General features: G+C 62.8%; 23 protein-coding genes. 18 read left to right on the forward strand and 5 right to left on the reverse strand.

Going from position 1 to position 25,818, the window contains the following annotated elements:
• Nucleotides 1–156: 156 nt before the first annotated feature.
• Nucleotides 157–672, forward strand: a complete 516-nt coding sequence (gene idi / locus C4K40_RS15325) for an isopentenyl-diphosphate Delta-isomerase (protein ID WP_022644453.1) — start codon at nt 157–159, stop codon at nt 670–672.
• 60 nt (nt 673–732) lie between these two features.
• Here the strand turns inward: idi and C4K40_RS15330 are convergent, their stop codons facing one another.
• Nucleotides 733–1,386, reverse strand: a complete 654-nt coding sequence (locus C4K40_RS15330) for a TetR/AcrR family transcriptional regulator (protein ID WP_053129879.1) — start codon at nt 1,384–1,386, stop codon at nt 733–735.
• 166 nt (nt 1,387–1,552) lie between these two features.
• On the opposite strand from C4K40_RS15330, the gene C4K40_RS15335 reads away from it, so the two are divergent.
• From C4K40_RS15335 to fahA, 3 genes are read left to right on the forward strand one after another with little or no spacing between them, the layout of a single operon-like run.
• Nucleotides 1,553–2,797, forward strand: a complete 1,245-nt coding sequence (locus C4K40_RS15335) for an MFS transporter (RefSeq protein ID WP_022644455.1) — start codon at nt 1,553–1,555, stop codon at nt 2,795–2,797.
• A gap of 35 nt (nt 2,798–2,832) precedes the next feature.
• On the forward strand, nt 2,833–3,639 hold the full coding sequence (locus C4K40_RS15340) for a cyclase family protein (protein ID WP_053129882.1): 807 nt from the start codon (nt 2,833–2,835) through the stop codon (nt 3,637–3,639).
• Nucleotides 3,640–3,665: 26 nt separating this feature from the next.
• Nucleotides 3,666–4,970 carry a fumarylacetoacetase gene (gene fahA / locus C4K40_RS15345; protein ID WP_053129885.1) on the forward strand — a complete coding sequence of 435 codons (1,305 nt, stop codon included), beginning with the start codon at nt 3,666–3,668 and terminating at the stop codon, nt 4,968–4,970.
• A gap of 35 nt (nt 4,971–5,005) precedes the next feature.
• On the opposite strand, the gene C4K40_RS15350 is transcribed toward fahA, so the two are convergent.
• On the reverse strand, nt 5,006–5,827 hold the full coding sequence (locus tag C4K40_RS15350; RefSeq protein ID WP_053129888.1) for a helix-turn-helix transcriptional regulator: 822 nt from the start codon (nt 5,825–5,827) through the stop codon (nt 5,006–5,008).
• A gap of 503 nt (nt 5,828–6,330) precedes the next feature.
• Here C4K40_RS15350 and C4K40_RS15355 point away from each other — a divergent pair.
• The 7 genes from C4K40_RS15355 to C4K40_RS15385 all read left to right on the forward strand — a co-directional run bounded on the left by C4K40_RS15355 (nt 6,331) and on the right by C4K40_RS15385 (nt 17,135).
• A complete protein-coding gene (locus tag C4K40_RS15355) occupies nt 6,331–7,491 on the forward strand; it encodes an efflux RND transporter periplasmic adaptor subunit (RefSeq protein WP_053129891.1) in 1,161 nt (386 codons plus the stop codon).
• Nucleotides 7,488–9,005, forward strand: a complete 1,518-nt coding sequence (locus tag C4K40_RS15360; protein WP_053129894.1) for an MFS transporter — start codon at nt 7,488–7,490, stop codon at nt 9,003–9,005. Before C4K40_RS15355 ends, C4K40_RS15360 begins: the two co-directional genes overlap by 4 nt.
• A 386-nt stretch (nt 9,006–9,391) precedes the next feature.
• Nucleotides 9,392–11,047, forward strand: coding sequence for a DUF1302 domain-containing protein (locus C4K40_RS15365; RefSeq protein WP_201770031.1), 1,656 nt, complete (start codon nt 9,392–9,394; stop codon nt 11,045–11,047).
• A 20-nt stretch (nt 11,048–11,067) separates the two neighbouring features.
• The gene (locus C4K40_RS15370) at nt 11,068–12,423 is read left to right on the forward strand and encodes a DUF1329 domain-containing protein (protein WP_083456846.1); all 1,356 of its coding nucleotides are present in this window, start codon (nt 11,068–11,070) and stop codon (nt 12,421–12,423) included.
• Nucleotides 12,424–12,487: 64 nt separating this feature from the next.
• On the forward strand, nt 12,488–13,519 hold the full coding sequence (locus tag C4K40_RS15375; protein ID WP_053129900.1) for a YCF48-related protein: 1,032 nt from the start codon (nt 12,488–12,490) through the stop codon (nt 13,517–13,519).
• The gene (locus tag C4K40_RS15380) at nt 13,516–15,897 is read left to right on the forward strand and encodes an RND family transporter (protein WP_083456847.1); all 2,382 of its coding nucleotides are present in this window, start codon (nt 13,516–13,518) and stop codon (nt 15,895–15,897) included. The genes C4K40_RS15375 and C4K40_RS15380 overlap by 4 nt, the downstream gene beginning before the upstream one ends.
• A gap of 215 nt (nt 15,898–16,112) precedes the next feature.
• On the forward strand, nt 16,113–17,135 hold the full coding sequence (locus tag C4K40_RS15385; RefSeq protein WP_053129903.1) for a zinc-binding dehydrogenase: 1,023 nt from the start codon (nt 16,113–16,115) through the stop codon (nt 17,133–17,135).
• A 94-nt stretch (nt 17,136–17,229) separates the two neighbouring features.
• On the opposite strand, the gene C4K40_RS15390 is transcribed toward C4K40_RS15385, so the two are convergent.
• Nucleotides 17,230–17,859, reverse strand: a complete 630-nt coding sequence (locus C4K40_RS15390; protein WP_022644469.1) for a TetR/AcrR family transcriptional regulator — start codon at nt 17,857–17,859, stop codon at nt 17,230–17,232.
• Between the two features lie 411 nt (nt 17,860–18,270).
• Between C4K40_RS15390 and C4K40_RS15395 the strand changes: the two genes are divergently transcribed.
• From C4K40_RS15395 to C4K40_RS15410, 4 genes are read left to right on the forward strand one after another with little or no spacing between them, the layout of a single operon-like run.
• Nucleotides 18,271–19,515: a beta-ketoacyl synthase N-terminal-like domain-containing protein gene (locus tag C4K40_RS15395; protein WP_022644470.1), complete on the forward strand. Its 1,245-nt coding sequence runs from the start codon at nt 18,271–18,273 to the stop codon at nt 19,513–19,515.
• 15 nt (nt 19,516–19,530) lie between these two features.
• Complete coding sequence (locus tag C4K40_RS15400; protein WP_053129906.1) at nt 19,531–21,072, forward strand: class I adenylate-forming enzyme family protein; 1,542 nt, start codon at nt 19,531–19,533, stop codon at nt 21,070–21,072.
• 1 nt (nt 21,073) lies between these two features.
• Nucleotides 21,074–21,853, forward strand: coding sequence for an SDR family NAD(P)-dependent oxidoreductase (locus C4K40_RS15405; protein ID WP_083456848.1), 780 nt, complete (start codon nt 21,074–21,076; stop codon nt 21,851–21,853).
• A gap of 47 nt (nt 21,854–21,900) precedes the next feature.
• Nucleotides 21,901–22,701: a cyclase family protein gene (locus C4K40_RS15410; protein WP_053129911.1), complete on the forward strand. Its 801-nt coding sequence runs from the start codon at nt 21,901–21,903 to the stop codon at nt 22,699–22,701.
• 56 nt (nt 22,702–22,757) lie between these two features.
• On the opposite strand, the gene C4K40_RS15415 is transcribed toward C4K40_RS15410, so the two are convergent.
• Together C4K40_RS15415 and C4K40_RS15420 are read right to left on the reverse strand one after the other, a co-directional pair.
• A complete protein-coding gene (locus C4K40_RS15415; RefSeq protein WP_053129913.1) occupies nt 22,758–23,255 on the reverse strand; it encodes a hypothetical protein in 498 nt (165 codons plus the stop codon).
• Complete coding sequence (locus C4K40_RS15420) at nt 23,245–23,505, reverse strand: hypothetical protein (protein WP_256660344.1); 261 nt, start codon at nt 23,503–23,505, stop codon at nt 23,245–23,247. The genes C4K40_RS15415 and C4K40_RS15420 overlap by 11 nt, the downstream gene beginning before the upstream one ends.
• Before the next feature lie 258 nt (nt 23,506–23,763).
• On the opposite strand from C4K40_RS15420, the gene C4K40_RS15425 reads away from it, so the two are divergent.
• The 3 genes from C4K40_RS15425 (at nt 23,764) to C4K40_RS15435 (ending at nt 25,810) form a co-directional block, all read left to right on the forward strand.
• On the forward strand, nt 23,764–24,246 hold the full coding sequence (locus C4K40_RS15425) for a hypothetical protein (protein ID WP_053129918.1): 483 nt from the start codon (nt 23,764–23,766) through the stop codon (nt 24,244–24,246).
• Nucleotides 24,247–24,325: 79 nt separating this feature from the next.
• Nucleotides 24,326–24,703, forward strand: coding sequence for a cytochrome c (locus C4K40_RS15430; protein ID WP_053129921.1), 378 nt, complete (start codon nt 24,326–24,328; stop codon nt 24,701–24,703).
• Nucleotides 24,704–24,949: 246 nt separating this feature from the next.
• A complete protein-coding gene (locus tag C4K40_RS15435; protein ID WP_053129924.1) occupies nt 24,950–25,810 on the forward strand; it encodes an RNA ligase family protein in 861 nt (286 codons plus the stop codon).
• Nucleotides 25,811–25,818 lie beyond the last annotated feature (8 nt).

Below are 25,818 nucleotides of genomic sequence, written 5' to 3' on the forward strand. Positions count from 1 at the left end.
CCTTATCGATGTTAAGACCGGGCGAAGGGTATGCCCGGCCTGTCGCCGATTTAATGACAAAAGCTCGGGTGCGAGCCTGGACTAAGCTGGATCGCAGTTGCGATGGTGCCTTGGGCCCATCGCTGAAAACCCACCCCACAATGCGAGGAAGGCTACATGCCGCACATCGAGGTAATCCTGGTAGATGACAACGACAGGGAAGTGGGCTTCATGGAGAAGCTGGCCGCCCACAAGGTCGGGGCGCGCCACCGGGCGGTATCGGTCTATGTGTTCAACAGCCGCAATGAACTGCTGCTGCAAAGGCGCGCAGCGCGCAAATATCATTGCGGCGGTCTATGGAGCAACACCTGTTGCGGGCACCCGCTGCCAGGCGAGAGCACCGATCATGCGGCGCAAAGACGCCTGGAAGAGGAGATGGGCTTGACCTGCCCGGTGACCAAGCGCTTCGAGCTCGGTTACTTTCTCCATCTGCCGGGAGGCTTGATCGAGCACGAATACGGGCACCTGTACTTTGCCCGTTGCGATGTTGAGCCCGTCTTGAATCCCGACGAAGCGGACGCCTGTGCGTATCGCTCCCTCGAGGACATTCGCCAGGATATCCAGGCACATCCGGACGACTACACGCCCTGGTTCAAGTTCACCTTCCCCGAGGTCATGAACCTCGAGATCTAGTGCCCGCTACTGCTGGCGCAGCGCTTTTCGCGGGCATGGGCACGCCCGCAGATGCCCGCTTCAGCGACAGGGTTGCGCGGTCGTGGCGCGGATCCCGGCCGTGATGAAGGAGATCAGGTAGTTGGTCTTCACCTCGATATCCATGGCCTTGACCTCGCCAGCGGAGATCCGCTCGATGCGCTCGTCGAACACGCTCATGACCAGGGCGCCGACAGCGAAGTGATAGGCCCAATGCGCCGCGGCCGCCGTGATGTCGGGCAGGGCCCGGCGGATAGCGGCGATGAACTCGGCGGCGAACGGGTCGAACAGCGCCTCGACGATGCCCCGGCCTGCCTCCTTGGGGTCAGAAGACTCGCGCGCCACCAACTTGGCATAGGCGACTCCCGCCTCGTCATGCTGGATGCTCATCACGGGGGTCACGAAGGCCCGGACGATGTGCTCCAACGGATCTTCTGCGTCCGCCAGAGGCTGACGCAACAAGGCTTGCCGGGCTTCGAGCACGGACTTGCGCCGCTCGAAAAGCTCGCGATACAGGTTGAGCTTGGTCTTGAAGTGGTACACCACCAGGGGCAAGCCCACGTTGGCCGCCGCCGCGATATCGCGCATCGAAACACCGTCATAGCCACCCTCGGCGAACAGGCGCTCGGCGGCATCGAGAATCGACTCACGCTTGCTTACCACGGTCATCTCTTGCTTCTGGGGTACCTGGGTCATCGACATCCTCAAGGCTTGCTGGACAGACGCTGATTGTGCCTGCCCGACCCGGCCCACGCCACCGCATCGACTTGGCTAGACCGGCTAACTGTACGTGTGTATAGTTTTGCGCAAAACAACAAAACCACCGCTCCGCTCGAGCATGGTGGTACCTCCAGGAGTCAGCATGACGACCCAACCCGACAGCTTGAAATGGCGTGTCCTCATCGGTTCCTTCCTCAGCTACACCTTCGATGCCCTGGACATCCTGGTGCTGATCATCGCCTTGCCGACCATCCAGGAAAGCCTGCACATCAGTGCCAGCCAGGCCGGGCTGATGGTGACCGCCACCTTGCTCGGGGTCGGCGTCAGCAGCCTGGTGATGGGCACCCTGGCCGATACCCTGGGCCGCAAGAAAGCCCTGCTGGCATCGCTGGTGGCATTCGGCGGGCTGACCATGGCCATTGCCGCGGCGAGTGACTGGAAGCAGATCCTGGTCCTGCGCTTTTTCGCCGGACTTGGGCTGGGTGGGGTCTGGGGAATCGTCGCGGCCCACGTACATGAGACCTGGCCGGCCCGGCAGCGGGGCCGGGCGACCGCCTTCGTGCTCAGTGCGTTTTCCGCAGGTTCCGGCCTGGCCGCGCTGCTGGCTGCCGGCCTGCTGCAAGCCTATGGCTGGCGCACGCTGTTTTTCCTCAGCGGTGCGCTGGTGCTGGTGCCGGTGCTGTATGTCGCATTGCGGGTTCCGGAGTCCGCCGCCTGGCTTGCCAGGCGCCACCGCCAACCGGAACGGGCGGACGCCCGGCCGGCGCTGGCCATCGCACAGCTGTTCGGCCCGGGCCTGGCCCGCCGGACGCTCCTGGGCAGCGCAGCCTCGGCCCTGGCGCTGACGGCCTATTGGGGGACGATGACCTGGATCCCGACCTTCCTGGTCAAGCATCACGGGCTTTCATCCACCACCATGGCGAACCTGATCGCGGTGATGAACGTTGGCGCGTTCATCGGCTACAACCTGTTCGGCTGGCTCGCCGACCGCCTGGGCAAGCGGCGCATGGTCATCGTCTCCCTGGTGGGGTCGGGGCTCATGCTCCCGGTCTACATCTGGGTGGCAGACAGCACCCTGTTGCTGTTGCTGGGCCCGGTTTACGCCTTCTTCCTGTCGTTTGTCGGGCTGTTCGGCTCGTACTTCGCCCAGTTGTACCCCACCCATCTGCGGGCGTCCGGCGCCGGTTTCTGCTTCAACACCGGACGCGGCCTGTCGGCGTTCTCGCCGATCCTCCTGGGATCGCTGGCGAGCAGCGTGGGGCTGAGCCTGAGCCTCGGTTTTTGCGGCGTGCTGTTCCTGCTCGCCGCCGTAGCAGTCTGCTGGCTACCCGCCCAAGTGCAGGGGGCCGGCGATCCTGAGCCATTGCCGGTGGCTGACAGGGTTTGATTGGCATGCAATTACCTGAATGAGGAGTCATAGAAATGGGACGTCGATTTGTAGATCTTTCAATCTTCCTTGAGAACGATGTGATATCCGACCCGCCCGGGTATGGGCCGAAAATCCAGTATCTGGATCACCGGACGACAGCGGAGCAGGTCACCTCGTTCTTTCCCGGTCTGCAGGTCTCGGACCTGCCCGACAGCGAAGGCTGGGCCATCGAGCATGTGCAACTCAACACCCACAACGGCACGCACCTGGACGCGCCGTATCACTTCCACAGCACGATGAACGAGTCATTCGGCGAGCGTGAGCGGGCCATCACCATCGACGAGGTGCCGCTGGAGTGGTGCTTCCAGCCGGGAGTGAAACTGGACTTCACCCGGTTTCCCGATGGCTACGTAGTCACCGCGCAAGATGTCGAGGCGGAACTGGCGCGGATCGGCCACCAGCTCAGCCCGCTGGAGATCGTGGTGGTCAATACCGCTGCGGGCAAGCAGTACGGCCAGCCGGGGTACGTATCGGCGGGCTGCGGCATGGGTTTGGAGGCCACCATGTACCTGCTCGAGCGCGGCGTGCGCCTGACCGGCACCGATGGCTGGAGCTGGGATGCGCCCTTCGTGCATACCGCCAAGAAGTACGCCCAGACCCAAGACCCAGCGCTGATCTGGGAAGGACACAAGTCTGGTCGCAACATCGGCTATTGCCACCTGGAGAAGCTGCACAACCTCGAAGCCTTGCCCTCCACGGGTTTCTTCATTTCCTGCTTCCCCTGCAAGATCCGCAGCGCGTCGGCCGGCTGGACCCGCGCCGTGGCCATCTTCGACGACGCGCTCAAGGCCGGGGCATGAGCGCCAACGCACCCCAGGAGAACCCCATGCATTTGAACCACACCCATGATGCGACGCGCCTGAGTTGGTTGGCCGAAGCCAATGACCGCGCCACCGACTTTCCCTTGCAGAACCTGCCGCTGTGCGTGTTTCGCCGTCGCGATGGCGACGAAGCCTGGCGTGGCGGCGTGGGCATCGGTGACCAGATCGTCGACCTGGCAGCCTTGTCTCGTACCCGGTGCGTCAGCGGTGAACTGGCCGCAGCCGTGCAGGCCGCGGCGGGGGCATCGCTCAATCCGCTGCTGGAGCTGGGGCCCGAGGCCTGGCGAACCCTGCGCCATGGGCTCTTTGCACTGCTGGAAGCCGGCAGCCAGGACGAGCCCACCGTGCGCCAGGTCCTGGTCAGCCAGGAGGAGGTCGCATACCGGATGCCGGTCCAGGTCGGGGACTACACCGACTTCTATGCCTCCCTCGATCATGCGGTGAACTGCTGCCGCCAGTTCGGCCTTGAGGTGTACCCCAACTTCGACTGGCTGCCGATTGCCTATCACGGCCGTGCTTCATCCATCGAGGTCAGCGGGCAGAAGGTCTACCGGCCCATGGGCCAGAGCCGCCCGGATGCCGCTGCCGCTCCGGTCTTCGGACCTTGCCAGCGCCTGGACTACGAACTGGAGATCGGCGCGGTGATCGGCCGCGGCAATGCCCGTGGCAGCCGCATTGCGCTGGAGGATGCCCAACAGCACATCTTCGGCCTGTGCCTGCTCAACGACTGGTCCGCACGGGACATCCAGACCTGGGAGATGAACCCGCTGGGGCCGTTTCTCGCCAAGAACTTCGCCACCACGATATCCCCCTGGATCGTCACCCTCGAGGCCTTGCTGCCGTACCGCACGAGCTGGAGCAGGGCACCGGAGCGGCCGCAACCGCTGGCTTACCTGAGCGCAGCACAGAACGCCGAGGCGGGGGCATTCGATATCCAGCTGGAGGTGTCGATTCAAAGCGCCAGCCAGCGCGCCGCCGGCCAGCAGCCGCGAACCCTGACCCGCACCAGTTTCCGCCATCAGTACTGGACCCTGGGCCAGATGATCGCTCAGCACACCGTGGGTGGCTGCAACCTGCAGAGTGGCGACCTGTTGGGTAGCGGTACGATCTCGGGCCCCACCGCAGGCGAAGCCGGCGCGTTGATCGAACTGACGGTTTGCGCAACGCAACCGGTGGACATCGGCCACGGCGAGCGCCGGGGGTTCCTCGAGGATGGCGACACCGTGCTGTTCAAGGGCTGGTGCCAGCGGGAGGACTTCGTGCGTATCGGTTTTGGCGTCAACCAGGGCACCGTGTACCCGGCGCCATGACCCGCAGGCACGGCGCGCTCCCTGGCGCCGTGCCTTCAAGCCGCTGGCTCGAAGGCTGCGGCCGAGCGTATGTCCGAAGGGCTGCCGCCGAACCGCTGGCGAAAGCGCGAGGAGAAACGTGAGCTGCAGCTGTAGCCTACTTCGCAGGCGATATTGGCGATCGGCAGATCGGTCAGCTGCAACAAGGTCAGGGCCCTGGCCATGCGCACATCCAACAGCAGTTGCTGGAAGTGGCTGCCTTCCGCTGCCAGCCTGCGGCGCAGCGTCGCCTCGCTCATGGCCAGGTGTCGCGCGACCATGGTCGCCGTCCAGATCGCTCCAGGATCGCTGCCAATCAGTTGCCGCACTCGCAGGGTGATCTGGTTGTTGGAGCTGGTAGCGAAGTAGCCTCCGTGATGGTCGAGCCAGGTCAGCATCTCCGTCAGGCGGCTGGTGACGATGGCCTGGGGCAATTGCAGTTTTTCATCGAAGCCGGCATAAGCGTGGCGAAAGGACGCCAGCAGCCCCTCGCTGCCGCCTTGGATCAACTGCGCATCATTGATCCGCCGCCCCCTGGGCCGCCGTTCCAGGAACTCCTTGACCACCGGATCAGCACACACCAGCACCTGGGCCTCGAAGAAACCCGAGCGAGGGCAGGGGATGTGGATCACATCGAACGTCTGCTCCGAGGCCAGCGCGACGATTTCTCCCGGGCGCACCAGCAACTCATGCCCGGCCCAGCGCAAGCAGCTCTGGCCTTTCCACACCGCCACCAGGCTCGATTGCTCGACATGGATGCGATGGGTGAAGGGTTTCTGGCTATGAATGATCCGGGCGCTGGAACCCAGGTTCGCTCGGCTGGTAATTGAGCGTTTCATTGGCAAGTACTCGATGCGAAGCGAATGTCCCCGCCAGCCAGGTCGAGGTCGAGCGGCTGTACGGTGGCGACCTCGGTCGTGGGTCACAAGCAGTGATTTTATGGCAAAACACGCCTTGTAAAACACCGGCGTCTGGCGGTTGCCCATGTGTTTGTCCGACCTGCCTGCTGTGTCGCAGGCAGCGGCGCCTGGATGGTGTGCTACAGACTTGATCGATTCGACATGATCAATGAGCGGCTCGGTCATGGTGGCAGGCAGTGCCTGGCGGAAAATTCCTCGCAGCGGTGCCTGGCACGTCTACAGAGGTGAATGCATGAAACGTTTTTCTCCTGCGACAGCAGGCTGACCCTTCCTTCCTCCGCGGTGCCGGTCGCCTGATCCTGGCCGCCGCTCCCCACCCTTGAGCCACGGGTCGTGGCTCCTGAATTGCCTGTGCACAGATCGCTGCAAGCGAGCGGTATTCGTGCGCGCGCGTGTTTTATCCGGAACGATCAATGAGCCCCATGAACGAACAACATCCCGATCCCCGCAAGAATGCCCGGCGCGCGCAATGGGCGGTCGCCACCTTGGCAGTCATCGGCATCGCGGCCGCCGTCTACCAGGCCGGACTGGATACCGAGGTGACCGAAGATGCCTACGTCCGCGGCAATCTGGTCCAGGTCACGTCCCAGGTCAGTGGCACCGTCACCGCGATCGAAGTCGACGACACCGACAAGGTCGAGCCGGGGCAGCGGTTGATCGCCCTGAGCGACGTGGACCAGGCCCTGGGCCTGGAGCGCGCCAAGGCCGCCCTGGCGACCGCCGTGCGCAACGCCAGGGCGCAGTACCTGCACGTGAAGGAGCTGGAGTCGCAAACCAACTCGCGGGCCAGCGATTACCAGAAGGCCTCGGCCGATTTCCAAAGGCGCTCGCAACTGGCCGATGCGGGAGCGATCTCCAGGGAGGAACTGAGCCATGCACGCCAGGCCCTGGAGACTGCCAGGGCCGGCCTGTCGGCTGCGCAACAAGCCCTGGCGCAAAGCCAGGCGCTGGTGGAGGGCACGCGACTGCGGTCCCATCCGCTGGTGATGACCGCGGCGAGCGAGGTGCGCGATGCCTTCGTCGCCCTGCACCGCACCCGCATCGGCTCGCCGGTATCGGGCTACGTCACCAGCCGCAACGTGCAGGTGGGGCAACGCATCAGCCCTGGGGTATCGCTGATGTCCGTAGTCCCGCTCGACCAGGTGTGGGTGGACGCCAACTTCAAGGAGTCGCAACTCAAGAACATCCGGATCGGCCAGCAAGTGCTGCTGACTTCGGATGTCTACGGCTCGCAGGTGACCTACAGGGGCAGGGTGGTCGGGGTCGATGCCGGTACCGGCAATGCCTTTGCATTGCTGCCGGCACAGAACGCAACGGGCAACTGGATCAAGGTCACCCAGCGCGTGCCGGTGCGCATCGAACTTGAACCCAGAGCCTTGAATGAGCACCCGCTGCGCGTGGGCTTGTCGATGAAAGTCGCGATCCAGACCCACGATCGCAGCGGCCTGGTGCTGCGCGAGGATGTCGCGGCGCTCTCGGCCAGCCGTACCACGATCTTCGACAAAGAGCTCCAGGACGCCGACCAACTGGTCGAGGAGATCGTGCAAGCCAACGCCGGGCAACCAGCGGCGGCCCGGCAATGAAGAGTGGCCAACACAGGTTGTTGCTGCTGATCTTCCTGCTGTGCTTCGCAGAGTTCCTGCAAAACGGCATGTTCGCCTTTGCTGCCGCGCCGATTCGCGGGGAAATCGGCGCCTCTCCCGAGGAATACAGCCTTGTCACGGCCCTACATGCCTGGATTGCCATCCTGGGCATCGCGATTCATCGCTGGCTGCTCGAACGCAGCGGCTGGCGCTGGTATGTACTGGCGACCATCGCACTGCATGCGCTGGGGTGCTTGATCTGCGCACAAAGCCACGACCTTGCAAGCTTCAGCCTGGGACGCGCGCTGATGGCCCTGGGCAGCGCGGCCTTCATGATCAGTGCGCGAATGCTGGTCACCCTGATTCCAGCCGGGCCTGGACGCTTCACCGGCATCACAGTGTTCTGCTGCGCCCTGGCGGCCGGGACGGCTTGCGCTCCGGTGGCCTCATCGCTGGCGGTGTCGCTGGATCACTGGCACCTGATGTTCTGGGCACTGATCTGCTGTACCACGGTCGCCGCTTTCCTCGCGGCCGGGGTGCTGCCATCGACTGCCGAGCCTCGGGAGCGGCACAACCAGGCCAGCCTGCTGGACCTGGGGCTGCTGGCAATGGGCTCGTTCTCGTTGCTCTACATCATCCAGCGGCTGTGCTACGACTTCTACGACCATTCACCGATGCTCGTCCTTTGGCTGCTGGTGGCAGTGTCGCTGTTCGGCTACTTCTTCCACCTGCAGCACAGGCAGGCGCCCCTGCTCGAACTGCGGCAGTTGCTCACGCCGCGCTACCTGCTGGGCCTGAGCCTGTTCTCGCTGAGCTACGTGGTGATGAACGCCAACAACTATGTACTGCCGACGCTGCTGCAGACCGGCCTGGGAATGACCTGGGAAAGCATCGCCAGGCTGCAGTCCTGCGGCTTGGCGGGCGAGTTGGTGACTTGGTTGATCATGGCCAGGATCCTGTTGCGTGCGCCTTCTCCCAGGAAGTTCTACCTGGCGGGGTTCGCGTGTCTGGGCGGCTTCGGCTGGTTGCTGTCGAACCTGAGCCCTGCGGTCGACCCGCTGCAATACGTGCTGCCGGCCCTGGTGCTCAATGGCTGTTTCGTGATGCTGGTCTTGGGAACCGCCGCGACCCAGACCTTCAGGGAAGCTTCCAGGGACGACAAGCTGCTGTCCCACGCCCAGCAGATCAAGAGCATTTTCGGCCAGTTGGCAATGGCCTCGGGAACCACGATCGCCACGGTGTTCAGCCAGTGGCGAACCACTGAGCAGTACGCCGCCCTCAATGCCAACCTGATGCCGGGACGGCCGGGCTACGAGCAGAGCAGCCAGGTCATGGGCAGTCACTTCAGCCACTTCGCCGAAGCGGGCACGGCAGCCAGGATGGCATTCGCCGAACAGGCCCGGGAGCTGTCCAGCCAGGCCACGCTGCTGGCGAGCATCAATCACTTTCAGATCCTGGTGGCGCTCGCCTGTGCCTGCGCGGTGCTGATCGGTTGGCAACGGATTCATCGCTAGCACCGACGGCTTGCGCCGTGCGCACCTCCTGTCGCCAGAACCGTGCCCCCTGCGCCACCACCTGCCAGGAAGCCTCGCGGAGTGTTGATTGGCCAGCCGGGGAGCGCGGCCGGCACCTCGGGACAGGGCGGCCATGCAAGGTACGACCTCATGGCTTTTGGTACCAAATATGTTGACTTGGTTCCATGCCTCATGCTCTATTGGTACCACAACAACATTAGTCGGTACCGATCTCCGTTGCATCAGTGGCCAGGGCAGTACCCGGGCCACAGGTCATGAGGGGCAGTCCCAGCGCTTGGCTCGAACACGGGTGGGTGGTGGGAGTTGGTGCCCCTGCTCGGATGGCCTGGGGCGGGGGTTCGCGATAAACGACAGGAGCCAGCAGAGTGAAAATAAAAATAACAGCAGCATGCTTTTCTACCTGCAGTGCACTCGCCATCGCAGCAAGCGCACTGGCCACGGCGACAGCTTATTCTCCAGCATGCAACGCCGCGGAAATCGACCTGGGCAATCCCGACTGGCAGATACGCTGGGACAACACCCTGCGCTACGGCGTGATCTCGCGGTTGAGATCCCATCGTTCGGCACTGGTGGCCAATCCGAACCAGGATGATGGCAACCGCAACTTCGACCCGGGCATTGTCTCGAACCGCGTCGATTGGGTGAGCGAGGTCGACGTCAGCCATTCGAGCGGCTTTGGTGCCAGGGTCTCTGGTGCGGCCTGGTACGACGATGTCTACAACCGCAAGAACGACAACCCGGGTTTTTCCGCAGGGGCCTTTCCCAACCATACGCCGCACAACAGGTTTTCTTCCGATACGCAATTGTGGATGGGCCGCAACGCCGAATTCCTCGATGCATTCGTCTATCAGAAGTTCGACCTGGGCGATATGCCGAGCGTCGTGCGCCTGGGCCAGCATGCGCTGGTCTGGGGCGAAAGCCTGTTCTTCTCCAGCAACGCCATTGCCGGAGCGCAGAGCCCTTACGATCTGAGCCGCCTGGCCACCGACTCGACGGCGCAAGCCAAGGAATACGTATTGCCCGTTCCCCAGGTGTCGGGGCAGATCCAGCTGACGCCGGATGTATCGATCGGCGCCTACTACCAGTTCGAGTTCGTCGAGAACCGCCTGCCTGCGGCGGGCAGCTATTTCGCCGTCGGGGATACCGCGCCTATCGGCGGCGAGAGCATTCTCGTGCCCTTGCCCTCGGGGCAGATGCTCAACGTCAATCGCAACAAGGATGTCAGGGCCTCCGATTCGGGGCAGGGCGGCGTGCAGTTGAAGTGGAACTGGAACGAAACCGACTTCGGTTTCTATGCGCTGCGTTTCCACAGCAAGAGCCCCGTGAGTACGACCACCCTGGGAGCCGGAGGCGTCCCGGCGTCCTATACCCTGGTCTACCCGGAGGACACCACCGCCCTGGCCTTCAGTGCCAGCCACTCCTTCGGCGATACCAACCTGGCGCTGGAAGCCGGCGTGCACCACAACCAACCGCTGTACTCGACCCGCGCGGTGGACTTCGCCGGTAGCAACAACAGCGATAAACCGGCCTATGCAGTGGGCAGGACGGGGCACCTGAACCTCTCGGCGATCTCCAACCTGCCACCGACAGCCTGGTGGAACGAGGCTTCGCTGACCGGCGAGATCGCCTGGAACCGCATGCTGTCCTGTACCAAGCAGTGCGGGGCCCTGGATGCCAACACCACCCGGGATGCTTCAGCCCTGTCCCTGGTGTTCCAGCCTACGTATCGCCAGGTGCTGCCAGGGCTCGATATCGATGTGCCGATCGGTGTCCAGTACGCCCCCAAGGGCTCGCGTTCTTCGCTCGCTGCCGGTTTCCCGCCCGAAAACGGCGGCACCTTCACCCTGGGGGTGGCCGGCACCTACGACACGGTGTGGAAGCTCAAGCTGGCCTACACCAACTACTTCGGCAAGGCCATGCCGGCCACGATCACCCTGCCTTCTGGCGTCACGGCGGCGAGCTTCGGCCAGTCGCTTGCCGATCGCGACTACATCTCCTTCTCGGTGCGCCGCACCTGGTAACGCTGTCATTCGAGGTAACGATGAAACTCTTTCAGATGTCTTGTGGCGTAGCTGCCTGCTTCGCGGTTTTTATCAGTAGTACCAATGCGGCCGTCACGGCCGAGGAAGCAGCGAAACTGGGTACCGAGCTGACCCCCTTCGGGGCCGAGCACGCGGGCAACCAGGACGGCAGCATCCCAGCCTGGAACGGCGGTTACACCAGCGCGCTGCCCAATGCGGCCAATGGCAGCCGTGGCGATCCATTCAAGGACGAAAAACCGCTGTTCACCATCACCGCCAGCAACGTCGGCGAGTACGCCGACAAGCTGAACGACGGCCAGGTGGCGATGTTCAAGAAGTTTGCGGACTATCGCATCAATGTCTATCCGACCCACCGGACCGCCAGCGCGCCACAGGCGGTGTACGCCAATACTGCCTGGAACGCGGTTCACGCCACGCTGGATGGGGATGTGCCACGGGGTTTTGCCGGGGGAATTCCGTTCCCCATTCCCAAGAGCGGGGCGCAGGTGATGTGGAACCACCTGCTGCGCTGGCGCGGAGCCTCGTTCGTGATCCAGGGCGCCGGGTACCAGCAGTTGCCCAGCAAGAAGGTGCTGGTTTCCGAGACCCGGATCAACTTCCAGTTCCCCTCGTACCTGAAGGATGCCAAGCCCGAGCAGTTCAATGACGGCAAGGCGGTGTACCGGCAGATGGCGGGTTTCCTGGTTGGGCCGCCCAGCCGCGCCGGGGAGGGCATCTCTTCGTTCTATGCACTGGATTCGGCCAACGACCAGGCCTGGACCTACCTGCCGGGCCAGCGCCGGGTGCGCAAGCTGCCCAACCCCTGCTGCGACACGCCATCGTCGTCGGCCGCGGGCCTGACCACCACCGATGAACTGCAGATCTGGGAAGGCACCCTGACGCGCTTCAACTGGAAGCTGCTGGGCAAGAAGGAGATCTACGTTCCCTACAACGGCAATGCCTTCATGGGGGTCAAATCCAACGAAGAGATCCTCGGCGACAAGGTCTATGCCAACCCGGACTACGTGCGCTGGGAGTTGCACCGCATGTGGGTGGTCGAGGCCACGCTGCGCGATGGCGAACGCCATGCAGCGGTCAAGAGCCGCTACTACTGCGATGAAGACACCTGGGGCTGCCAGTTGGCCGACCGCTGGGACAGCAGGGGTCAGCTGTGGCGCACCTTCTGGATGAGCAACATCGTCGCCCCGGAGATCCCGGCGGTGGTCAACCTGACCTGGCAGTTCACCGACTTGCTGGCGGGAGTGGGCTACATGTCGGACTTGATGGCCGGCAAATCGAACCAGTACGCCCTCAAGCCCATTTATCCCGCGTCCGAGTTCGGACCCGATGCGCTGACCCGCAGTGGCGTGCGCTGAGCAACCTGCAAGGCGGCCGCGTGCGGTGGCCGCCCCCGATTCCAAGCCTTCTTCGGTGGCACCTATGCTTTTGCGTCTTGGCTTATTCATTGCCGGTCTTTATCTATCCATCGCCCAGGCGGCGCCTGTACTGCCAGCCCTGGAGCGGCCGGCGCAAACACTGCGAGAAATACCGAGCGCCAGCCTGCAGAGCATCGCCAGCGCCGCAAGCCGGCTGGTGGCGGTGGGCGAGCGCGGGGTCATCGTCATCAGCGATGACCAGGCTCATAGCTGGCAGCAAGTGGACTCGCCGGTGAGTGTCGGGTTGACGTCGGTGCGCTTCGTCGATTCGCGCCATGGCTGGGCCACCGGCCATGGCGCAGTGGTGCTGGCCACCACCGATGGCGGCAGCACCTGGGCCAGGCAACTGGACGGCAACCAGGCCGCGCAGCAGCTGTTGGCGGCGGCCGGCAGTGGCGCGGGGCCGGCCGTGGAGGAGGCCGAGCGCATGGTCGCCGATGGTGCGGACAAGCCGCTGCTGGATCTGTGGTTCTTCGATGCACAACACGGCATCGTGGTGGGCGCCTATGGCCTGGCCTTCGAAACCCTTGACGGCGGCCAGCATTGGCAGGGTATTTCCTCACGCTTTCCCGGAGGCTCCGACCGGCACCTGTATGCCATCCACGCACGTGGCAACGAAGTGCTGATCGCCGGCGAGAGCGGCACGCTGCTGTACTCCAACGACCGGGGGCGGACTTTCCGCCACTGCGCCGTGCCCTATGAGGGCAGCTTCTTCACCGCCCAGATCAGCGCATCAGGTGAGCTACTGGCGGCCGGCCTGCGTGGCAACCTGTGGAAGAGCCGCGATGCCGGAGAGCACTGGAGCCGGGTTCCGGCCCTGGGTTCGGATTCGATCGTTGCGTCAACGGTCGATGCCCAGGGCCAGGTGCTGCTGGCCAACCAGGGAGGGAGCCTCATGCGCCTGGAGCACGATCACCTGCTGCGCCTGCCGGGGCAGTTACCGCCCTTGAATGGAATCCTGGCCCTGGATAATGGCGAGTCCGTCGTGGCCTCCGTACGTGGTGTCTTTCTTGTGAAGAAGGTGAGCCTAAAATGACCGCCATGAGTCCCAGCTTGTCGCAAGAAACCCAGGCCAGCGAGCTCCAAGCGCATTCGGGCTCCTGGATCGAGCGCCTGGTGTTCTCCCATCGCCCCTGGGTGGTGTTGATCTGCATGCTGCTCACTGTGCTGCTGGCCTGGCAGGCGCTGCAGCTCAAGCTCAACGCCAGCTTCGAGAAGACCATCCCGCGCCAGCACCCCTACATCCAGACCTTCCTGCAGTACCAGGCCGAGTTGACCGGGCTGGGCAACGCCGTGCGCATCTCGGTCGGCAATCCCGGTGCCAGCCTCTATGACAAGCACTACATGGAAACCTTGCGGGCGCTGAGCGATGAGGTGTTCCTCATCCCTGGCGTCGACCGGATCCGCATGAAAAGCCTGTGGTCGCCCTCGACCAGCTGGCTGGCGGTCACCGAAGAGGGCCTGGAAGGCGGGCCGGTGATCCCCAGGGGCTTCGATGGCAGCCCGAGGAGCCTCGAACAACTGCAAGCCAACATAGAGCGCTCGGGCGAAATCGGCCAGACCGTGGCGCTGGATCGCCGTTCTTCGCTGATCTACGTGCCGCTGCTTACGACCACCCCGGATGGCCAGGCGCTGGACTACGCCGCGTTGTCCCAGGAACTCGAGCGACTACGCGACAAGTACCAACAGCAGGGGGTGGAGGTGCGGATCAGCGGATTCGCCAAGGTGGTGGGGGACCTGATCGATGGCGTGAGGATCATGCTGGTGTTCTTCGCCGTGGCTGCGCTGGTGGCGGCCCTGATGGTGTATGGCTATACCCGTTGCATTCGCTCCACGGTGCTGGTGCTCCTGGCATCGATCATTGCGGTGCTCTGGCAACTGGGGTTGATGCACGCGCTGGGCTACTCGCTGGACCCGTACTCGATCCTGGTGCCTTTTCTGGTCTTCGCCATCGGCATGAGCCACGGGGCGCAGAAGATGAACGGCATCATGCAGGACATCGGCCGCGGCAGGCCGCGCCTGGAGGCCGCGCGCATGACCTTCCGCCGGTTGTTCCTGGCGGGTCTGACCGCGCTCCTGGCCGATGCGGTGGGCTTTGCCGTGTTGCTGGCCATCGATATCCAGGTCATTCGCGAACTGGCGATCGCGGCGAGCATCGGCGTGGCGCTGTTGATCTTCACCAACCTGATCCTGCTGCCGGTGTTGCTCAGCTATACCGGTGTCAGCGCCCGGGCGGCGGCGCGCAGCTTGCGTGACGACCAGGCCCAGCTCCGGCGCAACTACTGGCGCGGCGTGGAGCTGTTCACCCAGCGCCGCTGGGCCACGGCGGCGCTGGTGGTGGCCGGGGTGATGGCGCTGGGTGGCTGGCTTGCCAGCACTCACCTGCAGATCGGCGATCTTGACCCCGGGGCTCCGGAGTTGCGGCCCGAGAGCCGCTACAACCAGGACGCCGCCTTCATGAACAAGGCCTACGGCACTGCCAGTGACCTGCTGGCGGTGCTGGTCACTACCCCCGAAGGCCAGTGCGCGGACTACACCATCCTGAACAAGGTGGATGCCCTGGAGTGGCAGCTGCGGCAGATTCCTGGAGTAGAGAGCGTGCAATCTCTAGCGACGATGAACCGCCGCATGCTGGTGGGAATGAACGAGGGCAACCCCAAGTGGTACGACCTGGTGCCGAACCAGGCCATCCTCAACTCGACCACCGCCAAGGTCCCGCGCGGGCTGAGCAATGACAGTTGCAGCCTGCTGACGCTGTATGCCTACCTCGGCGACCACAAGGCCGCCACCCTGGAGCGAGTGACCGCCCATGTCGAAGCTTTCGCCAAGGACAACGACAGCCCGGGGCTGCAGTTCAAGCTGGCGGCGGGCAGCGCCGGTATCGAGGCAGCGACCAACATCGTGGTCAAGAGCGCCTGGCGCACCATGTTGCTGATGGTCTACGCGGCGGTCATCGCGCTGTGCTTCATCGCCTTTCGCAGCTGGCGCGCCGTGGTGATCGCCGTGCTGCCACTGATGCTCACCAGCGTGCTGGCCGAGGCGCTGATGGTCTGGCTCGGCATGGGGGTGAAGGTGTCGACGCTGCCAGTGATCGCCTTGGGCGTAGGTATCGGTGTCGACTATGCGCTCTACATTCTCAGCGTCACCCTGGCGGGCGTGCGCAGCGGTGCATCCCTGGCCCAGGCCTACCGTCAGGCGCTGAACTTCACTGGCCGGGTGGTGGTGCTGACCGGCTTCACCCTGGCTATCGGCGTGGTCACCTGGACCTTCAGCCCGATCAAGTTCCAGGCCGACATGGGCCTGCTGCTGGCCTTCATGTTCATCTGGAACATGCTGGGAGCGCTGATCCTGATCCCGGCACTGGCCTATTGGCTGGTGCCGGCATTTCGCCCGGTGCCGTCCGGGCCGGCTTGAGCCACAACCACAAGATGCCGGGCCCGATCTGTAGCGGGCTCGCTTGAGAGGATCACTGATTAACGGTACCAAATTCTTTGATTTGGTCCCATTTGCATGCTGTAATGGTACTTTATTATGGATGTTCGGTACCGATGCCCGTCAATCAAATGCCCTCCATGCAGGGCGGGTTTCGGCTGCCGTAGCTCCAGCATTCCACTAGAGAGGAGTCTGTAATGCGCGCTATCCAACTCAATGAATATGGCTCGGTCGACAACTATCAACTGGTCGACGCCCCGGCTCCGCAAGCCGGACCTGGGCAGGTTCGCATCAAGGTCGAGTACGCCGGCATGCGCTGGGGCGATGTCATGCATCGCACCGGCACGCTCAAGCGTGACACGCCGCCGCCGTTCATCGCCGGGCTGGAAGCGGCTGGCCGTATCGACCAGGTCGGTGCCGGGGTGAGCGGCCTGAAGATCGGCGACAAGGTTGCCGCGGCGGTACTCGAAGGCGGTTTCGCCGAATACGTCGTCGCCCCCGCCGAGGGCCTCAAGCCACTCCCGCCATCGATCGCGCTGGACAAGGCCCTGGCCTATTTCCTCAACATGCGGGTGGCCTACATGATCGTGTACCAGTGGGCCAAGGTCCGTGAGGGCGAGACCGTGCTGCTCCATGCCGCAGCCGGCGGCATCGGTCTTCTGGTATTGCAGATCCTCAAGCGCAAGTTCAGCAACGTCCGAGTGATCGGCATCTGCAGTTCGCAGGACAAGGTGCAGTTGCTGCGCGCCAACGGCTGCGACCACGTCGTCAATCGCAAGACGCAGAACTACGTGGATGAGATCAATCGCATCTGTGGTCCCAAGACCAGCGGCTTCTTTGTCGGCGGTGAGCAGGGGGGCGGGGTCGATGTCTCGATCAACGGCGTTTCCGGGCCGACGATCGCCACCGATGCCCAAGTCATTCGCAAGCGTGGCCGCTGGGTCATCTTTGGCCGCCAGGCCGGCGACAGCATGCCGCCCATCGATACCCAACCCATTTGCTATGACGGCATCACCATCATGCCGTACTCGATCGTTGCCTGGTTCGGCCAGCCTGAGTGGGAAGCCTCCGAAGCCTTCACCCTGGAGTGGCTGGAAAGCGAAACCCTGTATGAGATCGAGCAATGGCCGCTGGAGCAGGTCGCCGCGGCAGAACACTCCCTGGAATCCGGCCAGAGTTCGGGCAAGCTGGTGATTCGTGTCGCCCCGGGCGATGCCTGAGGATCGGCTCTTGAGCGGCTGAGCCGGTCCACCCCGATCGGCTCGGTGCGCCGCCCCGGCCAGGTTCGAACCTGCCGGGGGGCGCCATTTCAAGTCATTGCGGCGTCTTGGCCTTGCGTGCCCGCGGCGCCTTGCCTTTTTCCGGCTCCCCGGGGCGCTTCTCCAGGAGCCCACCGAGCATGACCCGATAGAACTCATCGAATGCCTGGTCCATGGTCATGCCGGCCTTGGTCAGGAATTCCGGTTGGCGCAGCCTTTGCGCCGCCGCTCGCAAAGTCTCCACGATCAGTTGCACGTGACAGGGCACGAAGAACCCCTCGCGTATGCCTTGCTCGAGAAGTTGCTCGGCGACCACCGCGCGGGCGTTCTGGTACTCATCGAAGATCCTCTTGGCTTCCGGCAGCCGCTCCAGATCCAGCAGGAAGGGTGTGCTGAGCGTGCTGCCAGCCTTGGCTCCTACTCGGAAATACTCCGTCAGGACCTCGGCACTGTTGCCCTGCGCCTGGTCGATGACCTGGTTGCCTTCTTTGAGAACGCTGTCGAAATAGCGCTGGATCATCCGGCAGAACAGTTCTTCCTTGGTACCGGCCAGTTCGTAGAGACGCCGCCTCGAGCAGCGCATGCGCGCGGCGATTTCGCCCACGCTGAGCGCGCTCATGCCCTCACTGAGGAACAGGCTGGTGAGTTCGGCCTGGAACTCATCGTCATCAAAAATTTTCTTCATCAGCGTTGGCGCCTAATTGACGGAAGGTGCATCGAGGTGGCGACGGTACCACAACCCCAGGTGGCTGTTAGCACACAACAGGGTTGTGGGAACGCGTCGCTGTCCATGGATAGCGGTGAACCGGTCGAGCACAGACTTGCACATTCCCCCATGTCCTTGGGCATAGGAACGAGCAGCGCCCACGCCGGACCAGGACGGACGAGGGTTGGCTTGTCGAGATGTTCGTCGGCTCGGCTGGGTACCAATTATGTTGACATGGTACCTTTGGCGCCGTTAAATGGAACTGTATTCGATAATTTGGTACCAAGATGGCCAATCAATCGAAACAGGCAGTCTCCGGATGAGGTCCTTGGCATGCCATCCATGCCTGCCTCAGGACCCCATGAACGCAAACAACAAGAAAGGTCTGACATGGAACCCATCTACATCGCGGGTGTTGCCCAAACCGCCTTCGCCAGGAGGCCGGCAGCCTCAATCAAGCAGATGACGATCGAGGCGCTGCAGGACGTACTGGCCGATGCCGGCGCCGATCTGCGGCAGATCGAAGCGGCGTTCTTTTCCAATGGCTGCCAGGACGTGGTGGAAGGGCAAACCAACATCGCCGGGCAGATCGCACTGCGCGCGGCGGGGCTGGACTCGATTCCCATCGTCAATGTGGAGAACGCCTGCGCTTCGGCGTCGACGGCGGTCTGGCTGGCCCTGCAGTACCTGCGCTCTGGCGCGGGCGATGTCGCCTTGGCCATCGGCGTCGAGAAGATGACCTACGGCCAGGAGTCCCTCGACCAGCGCATGATGGAGGCCTTTCGAGGGGGCATGGACGTGCACGAGGTAGAGGCCACCCTGCAGCGCATGGATCAACTGGGCGCTCCACCACCTGTGGGAGTGGAGCTAGGGCATCGGACCGCGTTCATGGACCTGTACGCCACCATGTGCCGCGCGCACATGAAGCGCTTCGGCTCGACCCAGCGGCAGATGGCGGTGATCGCCGCGAAGAACCATGGCCACTCGGTGCACAACCCAAGAGCGCAGTTCCGCAAGGCCTTCACGGTGGAGGAGGTGCTGGCCGGGCGCCCCCTGAGCTATCCGCTGACAGTGCCGATGTGCTCGCCCTTCGCCGATGGTGCGGCGGCGGCCATCCTCTGTACCGAGCGTGGCGCGGCGCGGCTGGGACTGGGCAGGTCGCGGGTCAAGGTACGTGCCTATGAACTGGTGTCCGGCAAGGAGCGCGCCTGGGAAGACTTCCAGAATAGCGGTGGCGCCCGGGCGGCTCGCCGGGCCTACGAAGTGGCAGGGGTCGGGCCAGGCGATATCGATGTAGCCGAAGTGCATGACGCCACGGCGTTTGGCGAACTCTATGTGGCCGAGCAACTGGGTTTTTGCGCATTCGGTGAAGGCGGCATCCTAGCGGAGTCCGGTGCCACCACCCTTGGCGGAAGCATTCCGATCAACCCCTCAGGCGGCCTGGAAAGCCGTGGCCATCCGATCGGTGCCACCGGCCTGGCCCAGGTTTTCGAGCTGACCCAGCAACTGCGCGGGCAGTGCGGTCCCCGGCAGGTAGCCGGGGCACGCCTGGCGCTGCAGGAGAATGGCGGCGGATTCCTGGGCATCGAGGAAGGTGTTGCGGTTGTCTCCATCCTGGAACGCGTAGGCGATTGAGCAAGGGGCAGCATCGTGCGAATTGTTGATTTTCTGGACAAAGGCTACCGGACCCACCCGGAGCGCATTTTCTGCATCGACGCCCAGGGCCAGCTGAGCTATGCGCAGGCCCACGACAGTAGCCACCGGATCGCCAATGTCTTGCTGGCACTGGGGGCAGGCGAGGGGAGCAAGGTCTCGATCTATGCCCCCAACTGCGGCGCGGTCCTGGAGTGCATCTATGGCATGAACCGCATGGGCGCCACCTGGGTGCCGCTGAACGCCCGCAATGGACTGGAAGAAAACCTGTATATCCTCGAGTCCTTCGAGGTGGACATCGTGCTCTACGATACGCGGCTGGCCGAGACGGTCGCGCAATACATGCAGCAGGTCCGGCGGACGATCCGCTTCGTGGCCATCGACGGCCCGGAGGGTGATTCCCTCAGGAGCCTGTGCCAACAGGTTGCGACCCGGGCCCCGAACCTGATCCCGGGTCCGGAACATGTGGTGTCGATCATTCCCACAGGGGGCACCACCGGCAAGCCCAAGGGAGTGATGCACAACAATCTGAACTGGATCGCCCAAGTCGCCAATGTGAGCACCGCGCTGCCGCCCAAGGGCCCGGTGGTACACCTGGTGGTCGCACCGCTGACCCACGGCGCCGGCGCCATTGCCGCGATCCTGACTGCACAGGGCGCCACCCATGTGATCCTCGATTGCTTCGATGCCGAGAAGGTCATGCGCAGTATCGAGCAACATGGGGTTACGCACCTGTTCCTGCCGCCCACGGCACTGTATGCGCTGCTGGCCCATCCCGATGTGCGCCGCTACGACTACAGCTCGTTGCAATACTTCCTGTACGGCGCCGCGCCTGCGGCCCAGGCGAAGATCGAGGAAGCCATCGGCGTGTTCGGGCCGGTCATGACCCAGGGTTACGGCCAGACCGAGGCTCCCACGGCTTGCACCTTCCTGGCGCCGGACGATCACCGCCCCGATGACCCGCGCCTCAGCCAGCGCATGCGCAGTTGCGGACGCCCGGGCATCCTGACACAGGTACGGATCATCACCAGCGATGGCCAGGAGGCCGAGCCCATGCAGGCCGGTGAGATAGAAGTACGCGGTGCCCTGGTGATGGTGGGCTACTACAACAATCCCGCCGCCACCCAAGAGGCGAAGAACGGCGAGTGGCTACGTACCGGCGATGTCGGCTACCTCGACCAGGACGGTTATCTGTACATCGTCGATCGCAGCAAGGACATGATCATTTCCGGGGGCTTCAACATCTATCCTTCTGAAATCGAAGCGGTGGTGTGCTCTCTGGGCGAGGTCGAGGATTGCGCGGTCATTGGCGTCCCCGATGAAAAATGGGGCGAGGCGGTCAAGCTGGTGGTGCAATTGAAGAAAGGCCGGTCCATCGACCAGGAAGTGCTGCTGCGCACCTGCCGCGAGCAGTTGGGCGGGGTGAAGACGCCCAAGTCGGTGGAGATCTGGGACGACCTGCCACGCAGCGCTACGGGCAAGGTGCTCAAGCGCGAAATCAGAAACCGGTTCTGGCTCGGCGCCGAGCGGAGGGTATGAAATGAACGCACTCGCAGGAGTGAACATCATCGTCAGTGGCGGGGCCAGTGGCATCGGGCTGGCCATCGCCAAGAACCTGCTGGCCAAGGGCGCCCGGGTCTGTGTCACCGGGCGCAGCGCGGATAAATTGCGGGCTCTCCATGCGGAACTGGGTCGTGATGGGATCGATGTGGAGGTACGCAGTTTCGATGTCACCGATCGCCCGGCGGTATTCTCGGCCGTCGCCGAGCTGCTAGCGAGCTGGGGCCGCATCGACGGTCTGGTCAACAACGCCGGGGTATACAAATCAGCGGCCTTCCTTGACTTCGCCGCCGAAGACTTCGAGAACCTGTTCCAGACCAATGTGATGGGCTGCGTGAACCTGATGCAGGCGGTGCTCCCGCATTTGCTCACGCAAAGGGCAGGGCGCATCGTCAACATCGCTTCCACCGCGGGCAAATGGGGCTCCATGAACCAGAGCGCCTACAACGTGAGCAAGCACGCGCTGGTCGGGCTGACCCGTTGCGTGGCGTTGGAGACGGCCGCCCACGGCGTCACGGTGAATGCGATCTGTCCGGGCCTGGTGGCCACCGACATGATGCATGAACTGCTGGCTCGCCAGGCCCAGGCGATGGGTACGGACAAGGACAGCTTGCAAGCTTCGCTGGAGGAGCGGATTCCCCTGCGCCGGGCGATTCGCCCCGAAGAGATCGGCGAGCTGGCGGCCTATCTGCTGTCACCGGGTGCGGCCGGCATGACCGGCCAATCGATCTTGTACGACGGCGGCCTGGTCATGACCTGAGGTCACCACCGTCGCTTTCACTTTCTCACTTGCTTAGGAGGCATCACATGACACGCCTGGTCTGCCTGACTCGCCCCATCGACCCGGAGCTGCGTTCGAAGATCCCGCCAGCCATGGCATCGATGGCCAGCGTCATCGCTCCACTTGTCGACTATCACCGTCCGGAGGCCAAGGGCCGCGAACGCATGATGGGGATCTTCTGCTGCGAAGCCCACGACCTGCCCCATGGCGAGGGTTGGGGCGAGGAAATACTCTCGGACATGAGCTCCCACTGTGGCACACACGTAGACGCGCCTTATCACAGCGGGAACCTGATCGAGGGCAAACCCGCACGCAAGATCCACGAAATCGACCTGCAGGAGTTGTTTTGCCCGGGGATGGTGCTCGACATGCGTCCCTTCGAGCGCCGCAACGATGCCTACACCATCGAAGAGCTGCAGGCTGCCATCGATGCGGTGGGCCGGCCGATCCAGGCCGGAGACGCTGTGCTGCTGCGTACCGGGCAGGAGCGCTTCGAGTCGTTGTCCGCCGAATGGTTCGCCTATCCGGGCATGTCCCGCGAGGGCACGCTGTTCCTGGCGCGGGCCGGGGCCAAGGTGCTCGGCACCGATGCGCCAGGCTGGGACCGACCATTCCCAGTGATGCGCAAGCGGTTCGAGGAAACGGGCGAGGGCAGCACCATCTGGGATGGACACTTCGCGATCCAGGAGAAGGAAGCCTTCATCGTGCAGCAGATGCACAACCTGGCCGCGCTGCCGGCGTCAGGGTTCATGGTCGGTTTCTTCCCGATGAAGCTGGTGGGAACCAGCGCCGCGCCGGCCCGTGCCGTCGCCTTCCTGGACAACTAGGCCCTGCGCTTCATACCAAGCCCGTCTTTATAGGTGGGCTTGGTATCGTCCTGGCATCAAGCCAGGTTCCCTACATACAGCTCATTGAAGACCACATCGTCGTCCAGATCGGAAAAACGATCGAAGTCGTCGATCTCATCCGGCATTGCGTAGTAGACAAGGTAATTTCTATCCAGGATCAGATAACCGCCCACAAGCTCCTGCCTTTTGGATCGTGCCTTGATTTCACCTGCCGTTATCCCGGGGTAGAACCTTTTATCAAACCGACCCGTATAAGGAGGCTCGCAACATAAGGAGACGATATTGCCGGCCTCGTTGGCGGAAAATGAGATGGCTCCGCCGGCGATCCTGTAGCAGGTGTACTTCATTCCGAAGTTATCGAAATCAAAGGCCTGTACATCGAACTCATCCAGGATGTTCCAGACGATATCGTCTGCATTGTCTCCCAGACAGATACCGCCAATCGACTTCCCAGGGACTATGTCCAGATCCAGGCCAATCACCCTGTCACCTTCGTCATTCACGCGCCTGTGAATATCGTGCTTAGTCGCCATCGGCCACTAGAACCTCGTCTTCCCTGATGGCGTTCTTCAGCAAGCGCACAAACTCGACAATCTTGTCTTCACTGCGCCCTTGCAGATAATCAACCAGTATTTGTTGATGGGCGGGGTAGATTCGCGTTGTCCCGTAGGGATCTATATAGATTCCGGTTTTCTGCTCAAGGTCCAGAAAGGCGGGCTCCAGAAACTTGATGTCCCGGTCATGAATGGACAAAGAGGGCTTGTTGCCTCGGCTATCGGCCAAGTATGAGAAATCCAGCACAGGCAGCTCATTCAAAGTGTGGTGGGTAAGGTGCCGAATTGCCGGCTGGGCAAATAGAGCTTTACCCTCTCGGAGGCTCTGGATCGGCCAGTTGATATCGTCGGAGCATGGTAGAATCCGCCGCCCAAAAGTGCGAGCCCCGCGAAAATCGGACGCCCAAAAACTGAGGCGACGCGCTAAAGGGTGGCCATGCCGAACCTGGGCCGGCAGTGATAAAAATAGCAGTGAGCGCTAGAGCATATGAAAGGACTGCAAGAGCGATGGAGTGACGGCCAGTTGATCGGCCTGGACATCATTTATCGCCAGCCCGGGGTTATCGAGCCCATAGCGATCGACTCGGTTGAAAACACCGAACTTCCCCATACCTATGGCAGGGCCTACAGCCTTTCACGGGAAGCAAAGACCACGCCGGGTGAGCTGCTTGCTGAAGATGACGATGTATGGGCGCAAGTCCAGGTAAACCATAAGTTGTCTTTGAGCAACGGCCAGGTCGTTCTATGTGGCGAGGGCGAAATGGGCAACGAAGGTTTTATCGCCAGGACCGATGCAAGCAATTATTTGGAGTGGTTCCTGTTCTCGACCACAGCCAATCCATTCGTGGCGATCAAGCAAGAAGGCGACCTGGTTTACGTTCAGTCCACGCACAACTTTTGTGTCGTCTTGAACCTGTTGGACGATGACGTGCTCATCGTCAACGAAAGCGTTTTTCAAGTTGCCCGATAGCAGTTGCAGGGCCCCAATCACAGTGGCTACTGCAACTGAAAAGGACTTCATACCTGACCGAGGGAAATGCAAAATAAAAATGAAAAGATCATTCATCTCTTCACTGGCTGTTCTAGCGTTGATCCAAGTGCCGTTATCCTTCGCCGATAATGCCAACGGCAAAAACCTCTACCTGCAGCGATGTGCCGTGTGCCACGGCTCGGATATCAAGGGAACGGGGCCATTGGCCAATAAAAGCAATCCTCCTACCCCGGACCTCACGACATCCGCCTTCAAGAAACGCCTGAACGATTACCCGGGCGTTATCGTTTCCTCGGTGATACTGCGACCAAACGGTGACTTGATTCCAAGAACCTTGCGCGAGAACGGCGTGAAGATTGCGCCCTATGCCTGGAAGGTTCAGGACTTTCGTGATTTGCACCAGTACATGACTGGGGTGATCGCGAAAACTCGCTGACCTGGCCCAGCTCAACGTATCGCAGGGCTTGACCAGGTGCCGTCGTCTGCTGTTGAATGCGCGCCTTCAAGCCCCTGCAACCTTTCTCCCAAGTGGTGAAGCCAGTGCCTTACGCCAGCCAACACGCCTGATACCGACGACGGTCCATCGTGCCTGATGGCTGCCCGCGCCTTTGCGCGGCGGCGCCTCATCGCTGTGCCTGCCTGATCCTGTCGTCGGTTTTTCCCTATTCCCAAGGAGAAACCCATGAACATGGATATTCGTGCCGACGCGCACTCCCTAGAACTGCTCAAATACCCCCGTACCCCCCACCTGGAAAGCTCACGCCTGCAGGATGGCGACACTGACGCCGGACAGGTCCGTTATGCCTCACTGACCGGCCAATGGCTGGTGGTGGAAGAAAAACTCGACGGTGCCAACGCCGGCATCAGCTTCACCGAGGGCGGCGAACTGCGCCTGCAGTCCCGTGGCCACTACCTCACTGGTGGCGGACGCGAGCGCCAGTTCAATTTGTTCAAGCAGTGGGCCGCGGCCCACGAACTCTGGCTGCTGGAGCGCCTGGAAGATCGCTTCGTACTGTACGGCGAGTGGCTGCACAAGAAGCACTCAGTGTTCTACGACCATTTGCCCCATTACTTTTGCGAGTTCGACGTGTGGGATCGCAGCAGCGGGTTGTTCTTGTCTACGGCCGCACGCCGCAAGCTGCTCCAGGACGGTCCCGTGTTGTCGGTACCGGTGCTGTACGAAGGCCCGGTGCCTCGCCGGCAGGCCGAGCTGATGGCGCTGGTTGGCGATTCGCTGGCCAAGACTGCCCATTGGCGCGAGGCATTCGAGCAAGTGGTACACCGTGAAGGCCTCGACCTGGCCCGGGCCTGGCGCCAGTGCGACCGCTCCAGTCGCATGGAAGGCTTGTACCTGAAGCTCGAGGACGCACAACAAACCCTCGGCCGCTTGAAGTGGGTGCGCCAGGATTTCGTCCAGGCCATCCTCGATGCTGACCAGCACCATGCCAATCAACCGTTCATTCCCAATCAACTGGCCGACGGCGTCGACCTCTACGCGCCGCGCCTGTCCATGGACTGGCACGGCTCCTGCCGTGGCTACTGAAGGAGCCT

This window comes from Pseudomonas sp. CMR5c (assembly GCF_003850545.1).
GTDB classification, from domain to species: domain Bacteria; phylum Pseudomonadota; class Gammaproteobacteria; order Pseudomonadales; family Pseudomonadaceae; genus Aquipseudomonas; species Aquipseudomonas piscis.